The organism is Seleniivibrio woodruffii (assembly GCF_004339245.1).
Taxonomy (GTDB): domain Bacteria; phylum Chrysiogenota; class Deferribacteres; order Deferribacterales; family Geovibrionaceae; genus Seleniivibrio; species Seleniivibrio woodruffii.
This window is the reverse complement of sequence record NZ_SMGG01000003.1, coordinates 832,149-855,778: the sequence shown is the minus strand read 5'-3', so window position 1 is coordinate 855,778 and position 23,630 is coordinate 832,149. Positions and strand designations below refer to the sequence as shown.

Sequence of the window (23,630 nt, the reverse complement as noted above, 5' to 3'; positions counted from 1 at the left end):
TGAAAAATATTCCCCGTTTTTAAGATTTATGTAATAATGAGATATGAAATTTAACATGCAACCTAAAACACGTCAGATGGTGTCCTATGCCATTATGACTATTGTGCTTATTCTCGCAGGCATATTCATTCACAAGTTCCTGCACAAATACAGCCTGCACGAGATCATAGAAGATCTGGACAACATCCCCCTTAAAAATAAAATTCTGGCTCTGGTTTTCATGGCCGCCAACTATCTCTTCATGACCACCTACGATTTTCTGGGACTGCGCTATCTCGGGAAAAAGCTTGCGGCAAAAAAGGTCGTTCTGGCATCTTTTCTCAGCTACGCATTCAGCAACTCGGTGGGGCTGTCCATTCTGGCTTCAGGTTCACTGCGCTACAGATATTACGCATCGTGGGGCTTAAGTTTCAGCGAGATAACAAAGATGGTCATCTTCACCTCGGCAACACTCTGGCTGGGTGTTCTGGCAGCGGCGGGCGGTGCACTTGTTCTGGCTCCCATGATAGACATGCCGGATCAGCTGCACATGTATTTCAGCCTCCATGCCCTTGGTGTCCTGCTTCTGATGATTGCGGCCGCATATTACTTTATGCTGGTTTTCGTTCAGAAACCCTTTAACCTGCTCGGACAGACCATCACACTTCCCTCGCCCATGCTCGGCCTGACCCAGATAGCCGCAGGTGCCATCGAATGGGTGCTGGCGGCGGCGGTTCTTTATGTGCTTATACCCGCACAGGTGCAGATAGGCTTTGTGCAGTTCGTGGGCATATTCATGCTGGCGCAGACCATCGGCCTTGTGAGCAACCTGCCCGGCGGCGTTGTTGTCTTCGAAACGGTTCTGCTGGCATTTTTCCCTCCGGCGGCCATTCCCGCCATGATAGGCTCAATTCTCGTATACAGGGTAACATATTACGTTCTGCCTCTGCTTGTTGCGGCATGCATTCTGGGTATATCCGAAGGCTACCGCCAGCGGCAGAAGTTCGTCTCATATTTAAGCTATCTGAACAGAATATACATCGCCGTTATCCCCAACCTTCTGTCTGTCATAGTCTTTATAATCGGCGCATATATGCTTCTGGGCGGAGCGACACCCATCAATCCCGCCAGATTCGGATTCGTTGAAAACGTTCTCCCTCTGGCCGTGGTGGAGACATCGCACTTTTTCGGAAGCCTGACAGGGGTGGGACTTCTCATAATATCAAGAGGGCTGAAGCTGAGGATAGACCTTGCATATCAGCTTACTCTGGCTCTTTTGGCGGCGGGCACGGTGTTCGGCCTGCTGAAAGGTGCGGAGGTGGAGACGGCACTGTTCGCCATAGCCATCGCAATTGCAATGATACCCGCAAAAGGCCTTTTCGACAGACGCAGTCCTTTCTTTGACGAGGTTCTGACAAAGGAATGGCTTGCCGCCGTCTTCGCAATAATAGCCATATTCGTGTGGCTCGGCTTCTTCTCCTACAAACATGTGGAATACAGAAACGACCTCTGGTGGACGTTCACCGTCAACGATGAGGCTCCCAGATTCCTGCGGACAATGGTGGGCATTTTCACCTTTTCGCTGGCATTGCTCCTCTATAAGTTCATGCTCCCTTCAAAAAGGGTTCAGGACGACACAAACCTTTCGCAGGATGAGATTCTGGGGATAGTAAAAAAGAGCAGGGACGCATCGTCATATCTGGCTCTTCTGCCTGACAAAAAATTTCTCACCGGAAACAAAAGCTCCGCATTTATCATGTACGGAGTGGAGGGGCGCAACTTCATCAGCATGGGCGATCCGGTCAGCGCAACTGAGGACGACGACGAGATCGAAGAGCTGATACTGAATTTCCGCAAACTCAGCCGCCACCACGGATGCGGTGCGGTGTTCTATGAGGTGGGCACAGAGAACATCCCACACTATATCGACGCCGGATTCAGAATTTACAAGATTGGCGAGGAGGCACGGGTTCTTCTGGATACGTTCAGCGTTGAAGGAAAGCACTGGGCGACCACACGCAACAACATAAACAAGCTGGAAAAGGACGGCTGTGTCATGGAGATAGTCCCCGCAGAAAGGGTTGAAGAGATTCTGCCTCGACTGAAAGAGATATCCGACGACTGGCTGGAAAACAAAAATACCCGTGAAAAACGGTTCTCTCTGGGCTGTTTCGACGAAAACTATATAAAACTGATGCCTGTGGCTGTGGTTCGCAGGGGCGAAGAGATTCTGGCGTTTGCAAACCTCTGGCTCAGTTCGGGAAAAAATGAAATATCAATCGACCTCATGCGCTATGCGGAAGCTGCGCCCAAAGGGGTTATGGAATTTCTTTTCGTAAGGCTGATGCTTTATGCGAAAGAGACGGGATACGAATACTTTAATCTCGGCATGGCTCCCCTTTCGGGCATGGACACCCACTCGTTCTCGCCATTCTGGAACAGGATAGCCGGAGCATTGTTCAACCACGGGGAAAGGTTCTACAACTTCAAAGGCCTGCGGAGCTATAAGGACAAGTTCAACCCGCAGTGGAAACCTAAATATATCGCAGTGGAGAGCTTTTTCGCTCTTCCGTCCGCCCTCAGAGGTGTTGCGGCACTCATAAGCGGAGGAACAGGCGGGATATTCGGGAAGTGAGGACTAGCGGTCTTCCGCCGAGAAAGCCGCTCCCGAAGCTTATCTGAACCTCGGAAGCGGCGCAAAAACTCTTATTCCAGTCCGGTGACCCTTGAGTCCTTCGGATATTCAACTTTATGCTTAACAGTAAGAATCCTCTTTTCGCCGGGTTTCAGCCTGAGGCTCCATTTTATTATTCCGTCCTCGCCCATCTCCGAAGATTCTCTGGTGTAGTCAGTTTCGATCTTCAGTTTTTCGTTTCTGGAGACCGGAGCGGGTTCTTTAACATCCAGAGTGATTTCCCGTTTCTTCGCATTGCGCAGGATTATTTCATATTCGTATGCGATCTGAGTGTTGCCGCCGAAAACACCGGAGCCGGATGTTTTTTTGTTCTTAAGCTTTCTCTCCACAGTCACCGAATCATCCGCACCCAGAGAAAGGCTTATGTTCTCATCCGACGCAAGACTGCCGCTTCTGTCTGTTGAGGTTACGAGCCTGTCGTCAAGGTATATGTTCATTTTGCCTGCGAACATGGGAAATGCAAACGGATTTTTTGCATCCGCCGTCAGGAAAACCTTTTCCACGGCTTTGGGAACTGCATAATATGCAAATACTGCCGATGCGGTTTCGCTTTGCAGAAATACACGGCGGGGCTGACCGTCGGAGTTGATGCTGACCTTTTTATCAACTGCAAAGGTGAAGGATGACATCTCTTCGGTGCTCACCACTTCCCTCTCAGGAGCGGCTGCATCCATCTCCATCATCGGGGCGGCCATGACGGCCTTCGGCATCATGAACGACGATACCGAACGCTCATAGTCTGCCTTATAGATGTCCATGTACCACGGCTTGACAACTGGAGCTGTCTCAAACACAGGAGAAATTGTTGATATCTCAATACTGACGTTTTTCCAGTCTTCGCCCGTATTTTGTCTTATGTTTGCATATGCGCTGAACTCTGCTGAGTTTCCGGCAGAATTGGCTCTGATTTCATAAAGAGGCGACCAGCCTGCACCCGAAACCATATAGCTGATCTCAAAATCGGCCTCTGTTTCGGCGGAGGAAAGCACGGACAGACGGAAATTTTTTGTCTCTCCGCTTTCTGAGCCGAGTTTTTCCATCTCTTTTGAAATACTCTCTTTCTGCTTTTCAAGTGCGGCGAGAGTCACGTCTATGGCGGCGATACGCTCGCTCTTTGCGGCCAGTGTCTTCTCGGTGTATTTCAGATATTCCTCGATTTCAGCCATTGTGGCCTTCTGGTTCCGTGAAAACGGGGATATCTCTTTTAAAAGGATTCTGGAGGCAACGAGAACCTCCCTTTCGTCCTTGTTCTTTCTTATCTGCTGTACAACCTTATCGAGCCTGCCTTCCAGTTCTGCCAGCTTGTCTGTGGCAGTCTTATTCAGATATGTCGTTTCGGTCTCAATATCTGTAACACGTACTGCCCCGACGGCTTTCGGATTTGCCCGGAAGGTGTTTGAATACACCGAAGCAGGAAGCCCTTTTACGATAACAGTGTTTTCACCCTTTTTAAGCTGAGCCCTGAATTCACGTTTAACAATGGCTCCGGTGCGGTAAACCGATACAGACCTGATATCCCCTCCGTCCGTTTCATAGGCAAAGGAGACCGAAAAAAATAACAATGAGATAAGCGACAGTATGATTCTGGTCATACGCACCTCCGAAATAGTTAATCGACTATACCATATAAATGGATAATAAACTCCGCTTGCGATGTGAAAAGTCACCCTGCGGCCGGTTTTGCGGCATGGGCAAGAATCATGACGTTCATGCCCAGCAGGTATACGCTGTTTTCATTCTCCTGAATATCAGGCTCTCCTGTTTTCAGTTCATCACAAAGCCTTTCGCTCAGCCCCAGCACAACACGGCACATCTTTTCATAGTTGTCCATGTCCTCTTTTCCTTCAACGTCACCGGTTAAAGGGATATCAGAAAAATGTGTGCCGTATTTTTCCAGCAAAAAAGCAAGAAGTTCTGCGGATTCCTCAACAAAGCGCAAAAGTCCCCTGACGCCCTTTCTGCGGCTGATACTGCTCACCATATATGATATTGTTTTTACGCAATTCTCTATATAATCATCATAATTTTCCGAATCCAGAAACTCGCTCATGCCCCTCATGCAGCCTGTTACAAATTCATCCAACTCATATCTGGCGGTTTCATCCTTACAGCGGAATTTTTTCGCAAGCCTGTTAACTATCTCTGCCGGATCTGCATTGCCGCCCAGAGAATAGACCAGAGAAGGAATGAACAATTCCTCCTGCTTCATAAGCCATGTGTTATATTCAGGGTAATAGTGCGGAAGAATGACCAAAGACATAAACACCTCGGGTATATTTCAAAACTCACCGCAGAGCGGGTTTATTTATGCTATGCTCAATATAAAAAAGGATGAGCTGATGGTTCTTGCCTACCTTTTTCTGATAATCGGCATAATTATGTGGGCGGTTTTCTTTATTCTGCTCTTTCCTTTTGCCATACGCTACCTTACCATTCCTCTGGCAGGCTTTAAAACTGAATACATAATGGCTTTCAGGGCAACACTGGTTCCTTCTCTCACCGCCGCCACCATAGGACTTACTTTCATGTTTGCATCCGATTTCAACTTAAAAGCCGCCGCTGCGGCGTATCTTATAGTCTCCATCTCACTTAAGACCTACAGCTATTCGAACAAAATATGCAGTCCTGATAAGGGTATCGGAATCGGTTACGGAAAGGGCTTCTTTCTGGCCTTTTTATCGGAACTCTATTTTATTCTTTCCGCTTTGCCAAACACACTTTTCGGACTCTGAAGCATTCTCATTACTCAGAATGATCCCGCACACAAATAACGTTCATCTCACTGCCCGCACCGGTTACCAAATCCTGCCCGTTCTTAAAGTCTACAAAGAAGAAAAAGCCCTGTCTTTCGGAAGTTGATGTCCAGTATTCCTTCGGTATAATATTGACGAACTCATGCTTCACCGCCGGATTGAATCTACTGTCGATTATCGTTTTCAGCTCATCGCTGCTTGGCAGACGCCAGTCGTTTAACCCTGCCAGCGAAAGGTTTCCGCAGTATTTTTTTGCCCCGGCATTATCAAGTTTCAGAGTCCTGACATCAGAATTGTCCTGCCAGAGCAGTTTTGTTTCAGTATTATAAACAAGATTATTTTTATCATCCCTTAATGTCCGGTGAAGGCTCCGTATACACCTTACATATGCACCGCTTGATGCATCGCCCATAAATGCTCTTCCGTCATAAAATGAAACTGCGGCTGCCTGTGCATTTTCAATGTCCATGTATGATGTCCAGTATGCTTCCGGCAGAGCGTATTTGAACTCTTTTTTAACTGTTGGACGATTTCCGGCGTTGACGATGGACCCCAACTCATCGGGCGAAGGGAGTCTCCAGTACCATTTTGGTCCCAAGTTATCACAATATTTTTTTGCATCGTACCAGTTCAACGGCATTGTCGTTACAGATTCTGTATCCAGCCAGACAAGGTCGTTCTCCCTGTCGATCACAACACTTTCACTATTGAGCCTCTCCAGCTCAACATACATATCCGATGCATATCTTCTGCGGACACAACGAACACTGCCCTCAGAGGTTTTGGAGTCGGTTTCAGAACCGCCCGACTCAAAACCGACAACCCATGCAAGAGATGAACTTACCGAATAATAAGGAGAAGATGACCAGTAACCTGACCGTGAGGTATTTTTAAAAGATTTATAAATCGAAGGTTTTCTGCCTTTATCAACAATGGATTCCAACTCGTCCTTTGTCGGGAGCCGCCAGTCGCTGAACCCTTTATAGTTAAGCTCCTCGCAATATCTGATTGCACCCCGCCAGTCTCTTTTAACGGTCTTTGCGGCATCGTTGTCCTGCCACATAAGCGTGCCGAAAACAACAACATCCTTTTTCGCCGCCTTTGCCTCCAAAGGAAAAAAGGTTATAAAAACAAAACATAAAGCAAAAACCATAAAGATTGTCAGACATTTATATTCGTTGATCTTACCAGCCGCGGCCGTCATTTTGCGCACCTCCGGAGAATCCAGCGTCACCGATGCATTCACTCTGATAATAAATTATTTAAATTTCACAATCAACGAAACCACAGAATTAAAGATAGTTAAACAGAATAATGAAATTTTCGATGACGTCCTCCCTTTAAATCAGACACAAGATAGCTGGAAATGATTCTGAAAAGATATTAAAGGCAAATATCCAGAATACGCTGATAGACTATATCAGATCTTCCGGCTGGTTCGCCGACTAGATTTCCTGCGATATAGTCACTTTTGAATCCTCTCAACATCGCCCGTCACCCTTGTGGATGTGACAGCAGAATCGTCTATCAGGTAGTCCACTGCACAGCCGCCAACAAACACAAATCTATCAAGCATCGGCTTTAATGCCTTTGCCATGCCTATCATAAGTTGTTTATTATTCATCGTTCAAAAGCTCTTTCAGGCGTTTCTTTGCCGCTTCAATCTCTCTGCGCTGTCCGACACGCAGAACATCCAGAAGAGCTAGCATCTCATAAACCTTCTGTTCCAGCCTGTTTTGAGCAATCATTTCCGGAATAGCTTTGTGGAGCGGTGGCACAGAAAAGCCTTTTACATTGCCTTCAGGATGCGCCCAGACAATAGGGTATTCATTGTCCACGAAGTCTCCTTTGAGCGTTGTCGCATCTATACCACTAATAAAACCTCTGGTAACTCTGCCCTTTTCTATCGGAAACACATAAGGAAAACCGTGAACCAAAAATTCTTCGATATTGCGATAAACAGGCTCATCGTCAGCAACAAGTTTTGCAGTCTTTAGAAACTTCATACTTCTGCCAAGCACAGCTTTGCTTAGCCCGCTTCTCTCCTGCCAGTCTCTGATAGTCTCTTTATTACTGTTCTTTTTTACAAGAAAGCTTAAAAGAACATATATATCTGCTTCTTTCATATATCACCAAATATTTTTCCAATATTAAATCACATAAACTATTGATTGTAAAGAGCGTCCCATATCCCGGGACATGGGACACATATTAAAGATGCTTAATATCAAATGATCAGCTTATTTCTTGATTCTCTAACAAAAACTTCATATTGGTTTGCAAGATTATCAGCAAGACTATTTAACTCATCGGCTTGCTCTCTCAAGCTATTTACTCTTGTTTCTGAGAGAATGACATTATGTATTGAATCTGGGAATACAGATGCAAAATCACCATCCCCTATAGGAGCAGTATATGTTGAATATTTCGCCATAAATGTATCTATTGCTGAGTAAATCTTTTTCTTGCCAGTCTCTATCTTCTTATCGAAAAACTCCTTATCAACACTGCTCCAGCATGCTCTAAATTGCCTTAAACCATCAAGCTCACTACGCAAAACACTCTCATGAAAATCTGTATGCTTGAAAAATGAAATTGTTTTCTCTGGCGGCAAGACTTCTACTAATTCTTTAAATAGTTCTGCATCTTTTTTCATTTTACTAGTATCTCTGATTGCTTTCTTAAAATAGGCAAGAGAACCATAAAGAGGAACAAAAGAAGCAATAAAAGCCGATAACGCAATCCATGGAAATTCTGAATCACAATTATAAGAATTGATTAACACCAATTCAGAAATTAATAAAATGCTTAACATCACTGTAAAAACAATATAACCCTTTAACATAGCACACTCTAATTTACTAATTTAAAGACATTATTAAATATATCATAAGTCATTTAATCATACATGATTTATAAAATACAAATTAGTTATATTTGCAACTAAAACTCAAAAGTGTGCCAAATTAAGAAAGCCAACCGCTAAACTATTGTTTTTTAAGACTAAGCTGAATAAAAACGAGAAGTTGGGGCGAACTTGTTTCGGCCTCATCTTATCATTCTGTAAATGCATCGGTCATAAGCTGATAATATATCCTGCGGATTGGGGTGAGTGCGATTGATGGCGAAACAAGTTCGCCAAATCTTCTCATCACCCTATTAAAAAAGGGCATCGGTCTAAAGACCAATGCCCTTTTTTTCAAATCGGGATGAGAAGATTTGAACTTCCGACCCCTGGAACCCGAAACCAGTGCGCTACCAAGCTGCGCTACATCCCGTATAACCACAGAATATCGGAGAGATTGCCACAGCCCTGCGGGCTTCGCAATGACGCCAATAACCCAAATCCGCAGTTCGGATTTATCTGCGGAAGAGTAAAAAAGAATACTCCATCCTGTTTATTTTGCAAGTATTATTTAAAATGAGGGATGTAAATCCACCCTACCGCCTTTGATAAAGGAGAAAGAAAGATAAAAAAAGGGTCTCCGTTTCCGAAGACCCTCAAAAAAATAGTAACCTATTTCAGGTTTTTCAGCATCTCGGCCGCATAGGCCACGTTATGGGGCAGAACAGCCTTTATCTTCTTAAGCTGTTCCAGCTTCACTTTGTCCTTTTCAGAGCTGATCCTGTTGTGCAGTTCCGCATACAGGTTCTGATACTGACCGAATCCGGCGGCATATTTCTTGTCGTCGAACTTCATTTCAAAGTCGATTCCCTTAACGTTCCATGCCTCGGGGTTCTTAAGGAAGGGAGCGAAATCCTCGGAATCCACACCCTCAGCCGTAAGTATTTCGGTGTTCGTCATGTTCTCAAATCTGATGCCTTTTTTGCCAGCTGTCATGGTGTATGAGCCGTTGAAAGGCTTTTTGACCACGCCGGGGATGTCGAACGTATACCATGAGGTCGCTTTCTGCTCGTGTGATGAGTGGCAGCTTGCGCAGTCTCTGGCCTCGCCTATGGAGTGTGACATCTTGTCCATCTGAATCCATGCAAGCATCTTATCGTTGGTTTTATAGCCGCCGTAAAGCCCTGTGATGATGTACATATCGTTCACTTCGTCAGCCTTTCTCTCAACCTCGAAGCTCTCGGGCTGACCTATTGCGGTGTTGCCCTTAACGGTAGTCTTCTGAATGTCACGAAGCATCAGTTTGCCGACGCTTTTCGGCTTTTTGTTGATGTTCATTGTGCCCATGGGATAGGGTTTCAGCGGAATCCAAAGACCTGTTGCGGGCTGTTTTACGATTGTGGGCAGGTCTCTTGTGCCGTAGTATTCCTTATATTTCGTATAGAGGTTGGGCATGCCTTCAGATTTACCGGGTCCCCAGAAGGTAAACTGGTATGCGCCAACAGCCTTAACGTGGCATGACGAGCAGTCGACGTTGCCGTGTTCGCTCTTCTGAGCGGCATCATAAACCTCTGTATGACATTTCTGGCATGATTTTCTGGCATCTGCCGAGCCGATGTGACCGTATGAGTGGTTCTTTGACTCGTGGCAGTCCGTACACTGAACACCTTTCGCAAAATGCACGTCGTCATGAAGCTCGTTCACGGGGAACGCAAATTCCTGACGCATGTAGCCTGCGCCTCTTCTTCTGTCCATGGGGCCTGCATGGCATATTGTGCCTCTGCCGCCGCCGTAGCAGGTGAGTGTTTCAGGTTTTTTGGTGAAAGTGTGGCGTGCCTTGGAGGCTTTATGGCCTTCATAGTGGCAGTCGTTGCAGCTGGCGTGGCATTTGTTGCAGCCTCTGTCCAGTCCTGCGGACATAGCCTTTGTAAAACCCTCGCCCCTTGCGCATTCGCCTTTCAGCTCTTCATAGTTGTCGCCGAACCAAGGGCCGCAGTTCTGGGGGCCGGGTTTGTCGGCTGACCATGTTTTAAAGCCTCTCTGGGTCTTGTTAAGCCCCATTCCGGCCTTATTGTAGTCTTTAACCTCGTTTTCGTGGCACTGACCGCAGGTTTTCATTGCGATTTCGGGGCTGTATGCCATTGTTTTGGGGTCGTGATCGTGATAGTTCAGCTGAACAAGGTTCTTTATGCCCATTTCCTCAGCCTTTTTGGGGTCTGCGGGTTTGGCGTTCAGCAGTTTTGTTCTGTCTTTGCCTTTGGGCTGGATGGATTCGAAGTTGGTAATCTCCCTTCCCACAGCCTGATATTTATATTTCGGACCGACAGCCGCATAAAAAGGTCTGGGCATGCCTTTGTGCGCCTCTTCCCTGTCCATTGATGCGGGGTTGCCAAGGTGGCAGGCTTCGCAGGCCGCTCCGCCCATGTTCACCTCTTTGTCCACCTCTGCGGGGTCGAGATACATCTGGGGATAGCCGAGTTTTGTGAGTGTCTCTTTGTCGCCGTGGCATTTGACGCAGGATGAGTTCGCATCAAAGGCGAAAGTGGGCACAGCAAAGAGAGCCGCTAAAATAAAGATAAATGCAAAACGCATTTCACACCTCCATAGTTGAAGATTTAAATGCAACATATGTGCCCGAAAACAAGCGATGAAAGCCGCAGTTTACGTCACACTTTTTGCAAAATGCGAAAATATGAATTATCAGATGTGCAGAATGCGAATTGACGAAGAAGGGATTCTTCGCTGGTGCTCAGGATGACCGTAATTTATATCAGCCGATGCCGTATTCCTTCAGTTTGCGGTAGACTGTGGATGCGTCCACGCCCAGAATCTCGGCGGCTTTCTGGCGGTTGCCTCCGGCTATGTCCAGAACCTTCAGAATGTGCCGTTTCATCACGGAATCCAGACTCAGGGTGTCCGCCTCAACGGGGCACCCCAGATTCAGAGACTCACAGCCCAGAGTATCGCCCTGTTCAAGGATCATGGCTCTTTCGATTATATTGGAAAGCTCCCTGATGTTGCCGGGGTAGTCGTAGCTTTGCAGACACAGCAGCGCAGACTGGTGGATTCCTTTCACCTGTGTATTGATATGCTTGAATTTTTCCATGAAGTGATGCGCCAGCGGAAGAATATCCTCCCTGCGCTCCCTCAGCGGCGGAAGCTCTATATTGATAACGTTCAGCCTGTAGAAAAGATCCTGACGGAAGCCTCCTTTGTCCGAAAGCACGCTCAGGTCACGGTTTGTTGCGGCGATTATGCGCACGTCCGCCTGCTCCTGAACGGGACAGCCAACCGGATAGAAACTTTTTGTCTCCAGAAATCTGAGGAATTTCGGCTGGAGGTCGAGGGGCATTTCGCCTATCTCGTCCAGAAACAGCGAGCCGCCGTATGCGGACTGTATTATGCCCTTTCTGTCGCTGTCCGCCCCTGTGAAAGCACCCTTTTTGTGACCGAAAAGCTCACTTTCGAAAAGATGCTGCTGGAGGTTACAGCAGTTTATAGCGGCGAATGGCCGCCTGCTCCGTTCGCTGTTCTCGTGGATATATCTGGCCAGAACCTCTTTGCCCGTGCCTGTTTCGCCCGTGATGAGCACGTTCGAACCAGTCTTCGCCACCCTTGAGGCGGTGTTCAGTATTGCTTCCATCTTTGCCGAAACCGCCACCACTCCGCTCTTGCCTGCGGCAGTATCTGCCAGAGCCTTAAGCGCAAGTTTCTCGTTCACCACGTCCAGTTTATATATCAGCAGCTCAGTTTCGACGGGCTTCGGAATATAGTCGAATGCGCCGGACTTGATCGCCCTCACAGATTCGTCAATGCTCCCCTGCCCTGTCATCAGTATCACTGCCGTATCGGGTGAAAGGGTTTTCAACCGTTCCAGAACGTCGAAACCGCTCATATCCGGCATGCGGATATCGGACACGACAACGTCAGCACCGCTCTGGGCTATATATTCGACGGCGGACACGGGGGACGTGAACGCCATTACATTGTAGTGCTTCTCTATAACTCTTTTCAGTGTGCGGTTAAGCACCGCATCGTCTTCAATCAGAACTGCTTTCATCAGCCGGCTCCAGTAAAATTATAAACTCCGTTCCCCCGCCATCACGGCTGTTCACCTCGATACGGCCGCCGTGACGCTTCACGATCTTGTGCACCAGCGACAGCCCCAGCCCCATTCCTTTTCCGGGGCCTTTTGTGGTGTGGAACGGGTCGAATATACGGTCTATCTCGTCCTCCGGTATCCCGCATCCGTTGTCGGCAATCTTCAGCAGAACACTGCTTCCGGACTTGGTCAGGGTTATCCGTATCACACCGTTCTCGCCCAGTGCGTCCTGAGCGTTCTGCACAAGATTCAGAATCATCTGCTGAAGAAGGGTCGGATAGCCGGACACGGAAACGTCCGCAAGATCGGTCTCAATTTTTGCATCGGAGTTGATATATTTCAGCGTTTTTTCAATGACTTCTTTAAGGCGAACAGACTGCGGCTCGCCGTCGCCCTCTTTGTCGGGGGCGAGTTTACGCAGGTTCTCGATGATATCCACGCAACGCTTGGCCTCATGCTCGATGGTGTTCAGGTCTTCACTCTCCCCTGTCTCCTGTTTCAGCAGTTTCGTAAGAATTATTATGGAGTTAAGCGGCGTATTCAGCTCGTGGGCAATTCCGCCCGCCATGACCCCGAGAGCTGATATGCGGTTCATCAGTTCCAGACGCATCTGGGTGTTCTTTATGTTCTCGATATACACTTTCAGGCTGTCCGCCATCGACCTGATGCTCTTGGCTATTTCGTCTATCTCACCTGTGTATTTCCCGTCAAGCGGATAGTCGAAATCGCCTCTGCTGTAGGCGGTCACGGCCTTTTTTATATCGGCGAACGGCTTCATGAAATATCTACTGAAAACCGCCGCAGTCAGTATGCTGAGAATTATGCAGAAGAGCATCACCGCCAGAAACTCATGGCGCAGAGCTGTCAGCGACTGGAAAAAGAAGTCTTTATAAAGAACGGTGCATATCTTCCATGCCTGCTTTTTGTCACCGTACGGGTAGTAGGTTGAGTAGAACATGAATCCCTCTTTCATGGGTATCATGCCCTGTTCGTTGTTTTTTAGAGTTGAGAAATCCTTTGCGCCATAGACAGTATCAAAGAAATATGACGTGCCGAACTGATTTGCAAACTCGTATTTGTGGTCGGGGTGGAACAGGAAAATGCCGTCACGCTCCGGCGCACGCTCGTTCACCTCGGCGATGAACGAATACCCCCTTTTCGCATCAAGCTGACTGGCAGTCTCGCCCAGTCTTCTGCCCCAGAAATTCACTATCAGGTAGCCAGCAACCCTTTCGCCTTCATAAACAGGGAGCATTGTGCGTATCATTGAAGGGCAGAAAGAAACAGCATCGGGCAGATGTCCCCTCTCGAAGTCCGAAAAAGCAGGCTCCCTTGTGGGATTTTGGCTGACTCGATGAAAAAACTCTTTGTCGCCGACATTTATAGGTTTGTAGTCAGGCTTTGCCGAAACCAGTTCTCCCTCACGGAAAAACACCAGAATATTTCCGTTCAGGTCAATCAGCCTCATGGCCTGAATATCGGGCATACGGGATGCATAGCCGCTGAACAGCTTTTCTATCGTCTGCCTGTCGGTTCTGCCGGAGAAATAGTCCTTGAAAGCGGTGTTCTCCGCCAGCGCAAGCATGACATAGCGCATACGGACGAGGAAATCGTCGATTCCGTTCTTTTTCAGGCGCAGAATGATATCCGCCTGAGCGTTCATGTCCTCTGTTATGAGTTTTTTAGACTGTGAGAAGTATATGCCCGTGGTGATGAGCAGAACGAGAGCAACAAGAATGCTGATGAAAAGAGCCAGACGTTTTATCATATGCGGATATTACAATTTAAATATTGTTTCCGCAAGTGATCAGTATTCGGCGGTCTTTTTGGGATTTGTTCCGTATCTGTTGTCCGTGCGGCTTTCCTGCGCCAGAAAAACTATCAGCACTATCAGACCTATGAAAGGAACCAGCAGGATAAATATCCAGAAGCCGGAACGGTCTGTGTCGTGGAGTCTGCGCACTGTCACCGCCAGAAGGGGAATAAGCACAGCAAGAGAATAGAGCGCATCAAGAAGAGAGAGTCCGGCGAAAAAATCCAGAAATCCCAGAACTGCGTATGCCGCAAAGTTGAACAGGGTGAACATCCAGTATTCAGTGCGGGTTGCTCTGCCTTTAAAATCCGACCAGTTTTTCCATGCTTTCAGATACCACTGCATTTCAAAACTCCCCTACAGGTGAAGCCCGCCGGCACGGATAACAAACTTGCCCAGACCGAGCATGCTGACAAACAGAACGACATATATTGTGAGATATGTCCCCTTGTTGTCCCTGCTGAACTCGAAAAGAGCCTTGTCCATGCTCGCAATGGAAGGCACAGGGCTTATCTCAGGCTCATCACCTCTGTTGATTATGACCAGAAAGATAAGGATACAGACGTAGATTGCCATGGCGATGTTGTAGGCAAGCCAGATTCCCGGTTCACCGAAAAAAACTATATCGCCCAACAAAAGAAAAGCCAGCACATGAACAAACTCAAACACTGCAACAGTAGTAAAAGATATCATAATCCCTCCCTCTATCAGACAGATCATCCTGCCTAAAATTCAAAAAACGGGTTATGACCATTCATCCGCAAAAGCCCTAAATAAGCAGACAGCAGACCGATAAGATCTGCAACAGATCCAGCTCTCCCCGTAAAATAAAAAACAAATAATATCAATTCAGTAGTAATTTTAACAGACAAAAATAGTCTTGTCAAAGAAATCAACAAAAAATTAAAAGAATTAAACGGCGAATTTTTCAGGCACCTGACCGCAGAGAAAGACCACGAAAAAAAGCCCGCAGATTGCAGGCTTTTATTTTCATTTCATTAAGTAAAGAACTTTAAACGAGGCAGATACAGAAACTTACGCTTTCTGAACTTTGCCCGCTTTCATGCATTTAGTGCATACAGTTTTACGCACTACTTCACCGTCCACAACAACTCTGATTTTATGTACATTGGGATAGAACACCCTTCTTGATACATTATGAGCGTGGCTGATCTGGTGACCGAACATGGGGCCTTTACCGCAGATTTCACATCTTCTGGCCATCTTACCTACCTCCTTGATTTCAAGAGCTTAAAATGCTAGCATAACTTCCGCATTCAAACAAGCACTTTTTTGCATATGTTATAACAAAGGAAGAACACAATGACAGAAGACCGAATTAAAATCCAGCTAAATTTTCAGAACGACTTATTTCTCTATTCCGAAGCACTCTATCCGCAGATAGAAAAGATACAGAAGTTCAGCCACGGCGGCGAATACTCTGCATATGAGCGTCTCACACCTAAAGACTTTTTCGACACGGACAGACCCTTTAACGTTGAGATAGGTATAGGCAACGGCGAGTTTCTCTCGGAATATGCCAAGGCGAACCCCGACCAGAACTATCTGGGGTTTGAGGTTATGAAACGGATCTTCAACCGTGCGATAACCAAGTCCAGACAGATAAAGAATAACAACATCCGCCTGATGCATTTCGACGCAACATTTATAGTTTCCATCCTTGAGGACGGCTGTGTGGACAACTTTTATGTGAACTTCCCCGACCCCTGGCCCAAGAAAAAACACCTGAAACGCAGACTGCTGAAAACCGAGTTTATTCAGCTGATGGCAAGAAAACTCAAGCCCGGCGGCACTCTGTGCATGGCCACCGACCAGATAGACTATGCTCTTGAGATAGCCGAAAACCTGAAACCTGTTGAAGATTTGAAAAGTGTGTACAATACTGTATACATAGACAGGCTGGACGACTATCTGCCTACTAAATATTACAGAAAGTTCGTGCCCGAACTGGGTGTAAGTTTCTTCCGCCTGAAAAAAACCGACGGGAAATAAAATGAAAAAACTGCTTTTGTCCCTGCTTCTGCTGACAGTTTTCGCCTCCGCACAGGCAAAAGAGATACTTGTTGTGGATGTGAAGGGCATAATCAGCGGGTATACCCACAACTATCTGAAAGAGGCTCTGCAAAAGGCCACGGATGAGGATGCCGCACTTCTGGTGCGTATAGATACCCCCGGCGGGCTTCTGGATTCCACCAGAAAGATAGTCCAGATGTTTCTGGAGACGAAGACACCGGTCATAGTCTTTGTTGCGCCTCAGGGAGCGAGGGCAGGTTCGGCGGGAACTTTTATAACGCTGTCGGCTAACTACGCCGCAATGGCGGAAGGCTCGAACATCGGAGCGGCGCACCCTGTGGACATATCCGGAAAGGATATTCAGGGTGAGATGGCGCAGAAGATAGAGAACGACACTGTGGCGTTCATAAAATCCATTGCAGAGAAGCGGGGCAGAAATGCCGAGGCCGCAGTGGCCACAGTGACCGATTCCGTGAGCTACACGGCAAAAGAAGCTCTGGAAAATGGGCTGATAGACGCAGTGGCGAACACCAACCCCGAAGTGGTCAAACTGGCCGCCGCAAAACTGGGATTCGAAGCGGGCGGAATAACCACGCTGAAACCCACGCCGATGCAGAAGACGGCATTTTTCCTCAGCGACCCCAACATACTTATCCTCTTGCTGTTCATAGGGGTTGCGGCTATATTCCTTGAATTCAAGATGCCCGGAACCTTCGTTTTCGCAGGAATAGGCATAGTGGCTCTGGTGCTGTTCATGGCGGGAATAAACATCATCCCCGTGAACACCCTTGCTCTGCTGCTCATCCTTGCAGGCCTGGGGCTGCTGGTGGCCGAGGTTTTCATACCCAGTTTCGGACTTCTGACTCTGGCCGCAGTTGCGTGTATGGGATTCGGCATGTATCTTATGTTTTCAAGAGAGGGCAACATGGGTATAGGTGTGTCATTCTGGCTTATTTTCGGAGTAATCGGAACCATTGCCGCACTGGTGATACTGCTGGGCAGACTGCTTATGAAAGACCATAAAAAGCAGACCGTAACGGGTTCGGAAGGCATGGTGGGCAAGGTCGGAACCATATCGGACTGGGCTGACGGACATGGGCATATTTTTATTCATGGTGAACTTTGGAAAGCAAAAAGCCCGATTAGTTTTAATAAAAACGATTCCGCAAAGGTCAAAGAGGTCAGCGGAATGATACTTATTCTGGAGGAGGAGAAAAATGACTAATTCCATGAAAGAACTGATAGAATTCCCCACTATATTCACATTTAAGGCCATGGGGGACAACACTGACGATTTCAGAAATAACATAAAAGAAGTGTTCAGCGTGCACTCTGTCGAAGCCATAACGGAAAACGTAAGCACAAAAGGAACTTACACGGCTATATCCGTTACGGTGTCCGTAAATGATTTTGATGAAATGCAACATATATATACTAAGATAAAGCAGACCAAAGGGCTTAAATATCATTTATAACAACAATTTACACTCATAAAACATTTTTATAACATAGGCTTTTTCTGGTTGCAAAAGTTAACTAATGTGCTAAATTAGACAGTGGTTTTTATAACCTATTGCAAACGGAGCAATGTGATGTTTATGAAAATATACAAAGCCCTAGAAAAAGAAGTTTTTAATTCTCTTGCCAAGAAGCTGCTCGGAAACATCCTGTTTGTCACAACCATTCAGGTGATTGCAATCATTTCGTTCATGTCCTACAAGAACAACATTATCGAAAAAGTATCTGCCCTTAACATCGATCCGGCACTTAAGCAGCAGATAATCGAGGTCTGCTCACACGGATACGGTCTGGCCCTGTCCGCCATGTTCCTGACCATCCTCGCACTGTTTTTCATCCTCGGTTTCTTCTACATTCTTATAGTACACCCCATCAGAAGGATGGCTCTGCTCTTTAAGGAAATAGGCACAGGCGGCAACGACCTTTCAACGGACATGCCACTGCTCACATACGATGAAATGCGTGATCTAGCAGAGGGGTATAACCTCTTTATGCTTAAACTGCGTAAACTGATACTTAAGATAAGAATGATAAGCATCAGCATCGGAGTTGAATCCGCACAGGTGGTGCACAACACCAACAGAACCTTTGTCGAGGTGAACAACCAGACAGAGCTTTCCGAAAGGATATTCGAGGTCAGCTCCCGCTCAACTGCGGCTGTGGAATCCGTCAGAGGACACTCCACCAGCATAAGCATGGCGGCTGAGGACAACATCGCCAAGGCGGTGAACTCCAAGAACGAAATGGAGGCACTCACCTGCAACATGGATGCCATCAGCGGGATGCTTGGCGAGTTCCAGAACACCGTGGGCAACCTTACAAAAAACTCCGAAACCATCAGAGACATAGTTTCACTCATAGAAGACATATCAGACCAGACAAACCTACTCGCACTTAACGCCGCAATAGAAGCCGCCAGAGCCGGAGAGGCCGGACGGGGATTCGCTGTTGTTGCCGACGAGGTGCGCAAGCTGGCCGAAAGGGTCAAGTCTGCCACAGAAGAGATATCTTCAAACATAAACCAGATGATCGGCGACGTCCGCCACACATCCGAGCAGACGGAAAAGATCAACCAGTACATAACGGACACCAAACACGTTGTGGACAAGACATCCTCCAACTTTTCCAACATGGTGCACGATTTCGAACAGACCGGACACGGAATTCAGGAGATCACCGCATCGCTGGACGGATTCACCGACAACAACGTCGAAATACACTCCAACATCACAGCCATCAAGGATGCTGCATATCTTGTTGACCACATGATGCAGGAATCACAGAAGAACACCATAACCCTGAACGCACACATAGAAGATATTCAGGACAACGTTGCCAAGTTTAAAATAGGCATGGGCGAGATGGAGAAAATTCTCGGCATTGCTGAAAACTACAAGGCAAAATTTGAAGAGATACTGGCAGACCTTGCCTCCAAGAACGTTGATGTTTTCGACAAACAGTACAGACAGATACCGAACTCTTTCCCCGCAAAATACAACACCAAATACGATTCGAAAGTTGAATCACTGTTCCAGCCCCTTTATGACAAGGCTCTCTCCGAGCAGGCGGGCATAATCTTCGCTCTCTGCGTGGACACAAACGGCTATGCGCCCACCCACAACAGAAGGTTCAGCGCAAAACCCACAGGCAACAGGGAACAGGATACCATCCACAGCAGAGACAAACGCATATTCAACGACCACACGGGTCTCCGTGCGGCGAAGAACACCCAGACGTTCCTCATTCAGACCTATTCCAGAGACACCGGAGAGGTGGTGAACGACATCAGCATGCCTATCATTGTCAACGGCAAGCACTGGGGTGCATTCAGAATCGGTTTTGACCCCAGAACCATCATTGAATCCGCCAAAAAGGTTCTTGATTATTAAGAATTGCTTAAAGCATGACTATATGAGATCCCCCTCAGCCGAGGGGGATTTTTTTTGTGCTGTGACCGCCGGAAAACTATATGAAGAAGAACATGATGAGCAGCAGAACCAGCGCTATGATAACGTTGGTAAGAAATTTTATAGCCTGATCCTTCTCGAATTTGTTCATGAAAGTGTTGTTCTTTTTATATTCGGCTTTGATCCTTCCAAGCTCCTGCCTGAACTCGTCCCTCTCTCTGAATATTGTGCGGATGAAGGGCGCAAGCTCGATCTCCACACACTTGTCCTTTCTGACGCTTATGCGGAAATCCTCCGCTTTTGTCATGTTCAGCAGGCCTTTATTGTTGTTCTCATCGTCAAAGCTGAAGGTGAAGCCGAACTTCTCCATAAATGAGAAGAAAGAGCCTCTGTCGTCATCCTCACGCTTGGAATCGAAATAGAAATATACCGATTCCACTGCGAAATCCGGAAAACTGCCTTTGAGCTGTGAAGCCAGCTCGTTCATGGCATAAGTTCCCAGACCGTAGCCCCTGTATGCGGGGGAGAGTTTGAAACGGTTGATATGGGGAAAACGGATGGTGCGGGTCAGAAGATCCGCAATTGCCGTAAGGCGGTTGTCCTTTTTAAACTCGTTTTCCAGTCCGCTGCTGACCTCGGAGATCTCGGGCATCTGCTCCGCTTCCCCTTCGGGGCCTGTTCTTGCTATGGGCTGAAATGTGATGTTATATGTCACTTCGGTATTCGTGCGAATCACTTCGGACTGATAGAGCATATACCCCATCGTGATCTTTCTGGTATCACCGACCTTGTTTATCAGTTTGAGCAGCCTGATATCGCTGTTTTTTTCTTTGGACATCATCCACCTATTGGCAGTTTAAAAAGACTCTTCAGACTTCCGAAAAAGCTGTTGTGAAACTCTATACGGATGAGCAGTTTCCTTCCTTTTTCATTTTTCATGATGCTGGGGATGATTGAGGAAAAAGAGTTGAGCTGCTGCATATAGATCATCTGCGGCAGTCTGTTTGTGCTGACTCCGGCCTCTATGAGGTCTGAAACGAATCTTTTCAGCACGGCTTTGAATATATCCACTGTCTCCTTCTGTTCCTCCGCCAGCAGGATAAGATACTTTTTATCAATAAACTTCTTCCTGATATCCTGATGGATAGTCAGGCGTTTTGTGTGTGAGACAAAGCCCCATCTGGATCTGTCGGTGGCCAGGCAGAGCATATAGTTATAAAAACATGCATAGTACTGAACAAAATAATTTTCGACAGCGTCCGGCTCGTTTCCTGCGCCCTCTGGCGCCTGCTGCGATTCGGCCACTTCCGCACTGACCATCTTGAACATCTTATTGGTGAACTCCGTAAGGCTGAATGTCAGCTCACCATCGTTAATCTGGTCTGCAGTAATATCCCATTCCATTCATAAACTCCCGCTTGTTCGATATGTAGTTATATCGGTACAAGGCAATATAACTCAAACTGTGATTTTAGAAAAGCATTTTAACAATTTTAAATTTCCCGCTAATAATCGGCGTAATCTGAACGATTTATACTTTTATACAGGTAATTTAGGGACAGGAGTAAAATATGTTTAGCCTTGTGCGGAGCAAAATGTCGGACTATATAAATATGTATAAAGCATCCGAGGATGAATCGCTATATATTGTTTTTGCGGAGAATGACGTAATGCAAAAAGAAGCTGTTAAAAACATAGAGGAATACCTGTCGGTGAACACCCGCGTCACAGTGGCAATTAAAAACGCCAGATATCAGGGCGTTTATGATTCCCGTGTTGAGGATTTCGGCGGAAACAGCATATACATCTCCCAGCCCTCGGCTGACGGTGTACCTGTTCCGATGGTTCCGGGAACAGCGGCAGAAATAGAATTTGTGAGCAACAACGGTCGTTACCGTTTTGCAACCACAGTGACCGGAAGACAGTCCCAGGGCAACGTTACCCTTGTGGAACTGGAAAAGCCGAAAGTCATCACCAGAAATCAGCTGCGTGAGTTTTATCGGGTTGACACCAACATAAAGGGCAAGGCAAAGCTGTTTTATGCAGCAGTGCCCGATAAGAACATGAAGATACCCCACAAGAGCGTTGACTGCGTTGTGCTGGATCTCTCAGGCGGCGGCGGAAAGTTTATAACCTCGCAATGGTTCGAGCAGAACCAGCCGTTTCTGCTGGATCTTTCAGAAGCCATAGGCGAGCTGGACAGCGCACCCTGCACTGCGGTTCGTGTCCGCAGGATTCAGGAGCGCACAGAGGTCAGCTTCCGTTTCGATTTTACAAAGGAATCCGACAGGAACTTCATAATAAAGTATGTTTTCAAGAGGCAGATCGAGCTTAAACAGACCCTCGGATAAGAGTTTTCGCCCTGATGCCGTAAGGATTTACACTGTGCCGGAAATCTATTTCTTGCAAACAGTGCAATAGCAGGGTATTTTATGACCATACCAAATACATGAGGTGAAAAGGTTGATAGCTAAAGAGGGTTTCCCCTTTGTACTCGGATCGCTTGCTGTTTTTCTTGTGCTGGTGATCTTTCCGGTCAAACTTATTATTGTCGTGGTAGCCGTTTTCTGTGCATTCTGCATGTGGTTTTTCCGCGACCCCGAGCGCAGCATCCCGCCGTTTAAGGATGTGATAGTCTCCCCTGCCGACGGCAAGGTAATCGAAGTGTTCCCCATTGAACACAATGGCGAGACCGTAACAAAAATCAGTATATTCATGAACGTTTTCAACGTACACGTAAACCGTATGCCCATCACGGGAAAAATACTCTCCGTCAGACATATGGACGGAAAATTCCTTCCCGCCGACAAACCCGAGGCATCGTATGAAAACGAACAGAACATAATAGAGATCGAAAGCGAATACGGTAATATTACCGTTAAACAGATAGCAGGTCTCATCGCCCGCAGAACCGTCTGCTATGCCAAAGAGGGCGAACTGCTGCCCATCGGCGACAGACTGGGGATAATCAAATTCTCCTCCAGACTGGAAGTGTTCGTCCCGAAAGGGTTTGACATTTCGCTTAAAAACGGTGATATTGTTAAAGCAGGCGAATCAATTATCGCCAAATATGCAGGTGCTTAACAAATGAACGCTGTTCAGAACAAAAATTATGTTCTGCCGAACCTCGTGACCATCATGAGTCTCTTTTGCGGTTTCTATTCCATCATAGCCTCACTCAACGGACAATATACCCTTGCCGCCAGTGCGACACTGGTTGCCTTCGTTTTCGACGGGCTTGACGGAAAGATAGCACGCCTCATGAACGCCACAAGCGACTTCGGAATTCAGCTGGACTCATTGAGCGACCTTGTGTCTTTCGGTGTGGCTCCCGCAATCCTTGTCTACAGATGGGCTCTGGAGCCCTACGGCAGACTGGGCTGGATGGCCGCTTTCCTTTTTGTTGCGTGCGGTGCTCTGCGCCTTGCCCGCTTCAACGTCATGACCAAAAAAATCGATCCCAGATACTTCATCGGACTGCCCATTCCCGCTGCCGCAGGAGTGATAGCATCCAGCGTGCTCTTCGTGAAGGAATATATAGGCAACCCTGCCGACATAACCCTTCCCGTCTGGTTCACTTTCACAATATACATCCTTGCTTTCCTCATGGTCAGCAATGTCAAATATTTCAGCGGAAAGACAATGTCTCAGCACAAGTCCTATAACGTACTGGTAATGTTCGTACTTGCCATTTTCGTAATAGGTCTCATCCCCGAACTTGCGCTATTTGTTCTATCCGTCGGCTACGCTCTCAGCGGCCTGCTGCTATTTGCGTACAAACGTCTAAGACACCCTGCGGGGCAAACTGAGGAACCTTTCGGAACAGAAGTGTGAGAACACATGCATGTTAAACCAAAGCCTCAGCCCTTACGGGTTGGGGCTTTTTTTTTGAATCTGTATCAGGAGGAACGACAATGCTATCAGGACTAGGAACATAAAAAGAACCGCACAGGTAAACCCGAAATGCGGGTTGGGTATTTTTTC

The 23,630-nt window shown here is 47.0% G+C and carries 23 protein-coding genes and 1 tRNA gene; 9 read left to right on the top strand and 15 right to left on the bottom strand.

Features of this window, described 5'->3' with window-relative positions; all coding sequences use genetic code 11:
* Positions 1-43 precede the first annotated feature (43 nt).
* Positions 44-2,614 carry a bifunctional lysylphosphatidylglycerol flippase/synthetase MprF gene (gene mprF / locus C8D98_RS04095; RefSeq protein WP_132872280.1) on the top strand — a complete coding sequence of 857 codons (2,571 nt, stop codon included), beginning with the start codon at positions 44-46 and terminating at the stop codon, positions 2,612-2,614.
* 71 nt (positions 2,615-2,685) lie between these two features.
* Here mprF and C8D98_RS04090 read toward each other — a convergent pair whose 3' ends face one another.
* Both C8D98_RS04090 and C8D98_RS04085 read right to left on the bottom strand, forming a co-directional pair.
* A complete protein-coding gene (locus C8D98_RS04090; protein WP_132872278.1) occupies positions 2,686-4,266 on the bottom strand; it encodes a DUF4139 domain-containing protein in 1,581 nt (526 codons plus the stop codon).
* Between the two features lie 71 nt (positions 4,267-4,337).
* Positions 4,338-4,934: a hypothetical protein gene (locus C8D98_RS04085; RefSeq protein ID WP_132872276.1), complete on the bottom strand. Its 597-nt coding sequence runs from the start codon at positions 4,932-4,934 to the stop codon at positions 4,338-4,340.
* A gap of 52 nt (positions 4,935-4,986) precedes the next feature.
* Between C8D98_RS04085 and C8D98_RS04080 the strand changes: the two genes are divergently transcribed.
* Positions 4,987-5,406, top strand: coding sequence for a hypothetical protein (locus C8D98_RS04080; RefSeq protein ID WP_132872274.1), 420 nt, complete (start codon positions 4,987-4,989; stop codon positions 5,404-5,406).
* Between the two features lie 10 nt (positions 5,407-5,416).
* On the opposite strand, the gene C8D98_RS04075 is transcribed toward C8D98_RS04080, so the two are convergent.
* From C8D98_RS04075 to rpmB, 11 genes are all read right to left on the bottom strand, one after another.
* Complete coding sequence (locus C8D98_RS04075) at positions 5,417-6,631, bottom strand: Lcl C-terminal domain-containing protein (protein ID WP_132872272.1); 1,215 nt, start codon at positions 6,629-6,631, stop codon at positions 5,417-5,419.
* A 261-nt stretch (positions 6,632-6,892) separates the two neighbouring features.
* Positions 6,893-7,051, bottom strand: coding sequence for a hypothetical protein (locus C8D98_RS13695; RefSeq protein ID WP_165871177.1), 159 nt, complete (start codon positions 7,049-7,051; stop codon positions 6,893-6,895).
* Entirely contained in the window at positions 7,044-7,553 is a 510-nt protein-coding gene (locus C8D98_RS04070; RefSeq protein WP_132872270.1) for a hypothetical protein, read from the bottom strand. Before C8D98_RS04070 ends, C8D98_RS13695 begins: the two co-directional genes overlap by 8 nt.
* A gap of 101 nt (positions 7,554-7,654) precedes the next feature.
* Positions 7,655-8,272 carry a hypothetical protein gene (locus tag C8D98_RS04065; RefSeq protein ID WP_132872268.1) on the bottom strand — a complete coding sequence of 206 codons (618 nt, stop codon included), beginning with the start codon at positions 8,270-8,272 and terminating at the stop codon, positions 7,655-7,657.
* Positions 8,273-8,631: 359 nt separating this feature from the next.
* Positions 8,632-8,705: transfer RNA gene (locus C8D98_RS04060), tRNA-Pro, on the bottom strand.
* A 239-nt stretch (positions 8,706-8,944) separates the two neighbouring features.
* Positions 8,945-10,864, bottom strand: coding sequence for a cytochrome c3 family protein (locus tag C8D98_RS04055; RefSeq protein WP_132872266.1), 1,920 nt, complete (start codon positions 10,862-10,864; stop codon positions 8,945-8,947).
* A 178-nt stretch (positions 10,865-11,042) separates the two neighbouring features.
* Positions 11,043-12,332, bottom strand: a complete 1,290-nt coding sequence (locus tag C8D98_RS04050) for a sigma-54-dependent transcriptional regulator (RefSeq protein WP_132872264.1) — start codon at positions 12,330-12,332, stop codon at positions 11,043-11,045.
* Entirely contained in the window at positions 12,313-14,142 is a 1,830-nt protein-coding gene (locus C8D98_RS04045) for a sensor histidine kinase (protein ID WP_132872262.1), read from the bottom strand. Before C8D98_RS04045 ends, C8D98_RS04050 begins: the two co-directional genes overlap by 20 nt.
* Positions 14,143-14,181: 39 nt before the next feature.
* Entirely contained in the window at positions 14,182-14,532 is a 351-nt protein-coding gene (locus C8D98_RS04040; protein ID WP_132872260.1) for a DUF805 domain-containing protein, read from the bottom strand.
* Positions 14,533-14,544: 12 nt separating this feature from the next.
* Positions 14,545-14,880, bottom strand: a complete 336-nt coding sequence (locus C8D98_RS04035) for a hypothetical protein (protein WP_132872258.1) — start codon at positions 14,878-14,880, stop codon at positions 14,545-14,547.
* 342 nt (positions 14,881-15,222) lie between these two features.
* Complete coding sequence (gene rpmB / locus C8D98_RS04030; protein WP_132872256.1) at positions 15,223-15,411, bottom strand: 50S ribosomal protein L28; 189 nt, start codon at positions 15,409-15,411, stop codon at positions 15,223-15,225.
* A gap of 99 nt (positions 15,412-15,510) precedes the next feature.
* Between rpmB and trmB the strand changes: the two genes are divergently transcribed.
* The 4 genes from trmB (at position 15,511) to C8D98_RS04010 (ending at position 19,628) form a co-directional block, all read left to right on the top strand.
* Positions 15,511-16,200, top strand: a complete 690-nt coding sequence (gene trmB / locus C8D98_RS04025; RefSeq protein ID WP_132872254.1) for a tRNA (guanosine(46)-N7)-methyltransferase TrmB — start codon at positions 15,511-15,513, stop codon at positions 16,198-16,200.
* A gap of 1 nt (position 16,201) precedes the next feature.
* The gene (locus C8D98_RS04020; RefSeq protein ID WP_132872252.1) at positions 16,202-17,446 is read left to right on the top strand and encodes an NfeD family protein; all 1,245 of its coding nucleotides are present in this window, start codon (positions 16,202-16,204) and stop codon (positions 17,444-17,446) included.
* The gene (locus C8D98_RS04015) at positions 17,439-17,696 is read left to right on the top strand and encodes an HP0495 family protein (RefSeq protein ID WP_132872250.1); all 258 of its coding nucleotides are present in this window, start codon (positions 17,439-17,441) and stop codon (positions 17,694-17,696) included. Before C8D98_RS04020 ends, C8D98_RS04015 begins: the two co-directional genes overlap by 8 nt.
* A 123-nt stretch (positions 17,697-17,819) precedes the next feature.
* Entirely contained in the window at positions 17,820-19,628 is a 1,809-nt protein-coding gene (locus tag C8D98_RS04010; protein ID WP_207891237.1) for a methyl-accepting chemotaxis protein, read from the top strand.
* 76 nt (positions 19,629-19,704) lie between these two features.
* Here the strand turns inward: C8D98_RS04010 and C8D98_RS04005 are convergent, their stop codons facing one another.
* A complete protein-coding gene (locus tag C8D98_RS04005; protein ID WP_132872246.1) occupies positions 19,705-20,484 on the bottom strand; it encodes a hypothetical protein in 780 nt (259 codons plus the stop codon).
* On the bottom strand, positions 20,484-21,050 hold the full coding sequence (locus C8D98_RS04000; protein ID WP_132872244.1) for a hypothetical protein: 567 nt from the start codon (positions 21,048-21,050) through the stop codon (positions 20,484-20,486). Before C8D98_RS04000 ends, C8D98_RS04005 begins: the two co-directional genes overlap by 1 nt.
* A gap of 266 nt (positions 21,051-21,316) precedes the next feature.
* Between C8D98_RS04000 and C8D98_RS03995 the strand changes: the two genes are divergently transcribed.
* From C8D98_RS03995 to pssA, 3 genes are all read left to right on the top strand, one after another.
* Entirely contained in the window at positions 21,317-21,997 is a 681-nt protein-coding gene (locus tag C8D98_RS03995; RefSeq protein WP_165871176.1) for a flagellar brake protein, read from the top strand.
* A 112-nt stretch (positions 21,998-22,109) separates the two neighbouring features.
* Entirely contained in the window at positions 22,110-22,730 is a 621-nt protein-coding gene (locus C8D98_RS03990; protein ID WP_415238568.1) for a phosphatidylserine decarboxylase family protein, read from the top strand.
* 3 nt (positions 22,731-22,733) lie between these two features.
* On the top strand, positions 22,734-23,480 hold the full coding sequence (gene pssA / locus C8D98_RS03985) for a CDP-diacylglycerol--serine O-phosphatidyltransferase (RefSeq protein ID WP_132872238.1): 747 nt from the start codon (positions 22,734-22,736) through the stop codon (positions 23,478-23,480).
* Positions 23,481-23,630: the final 150 nt, after the last annotated feature.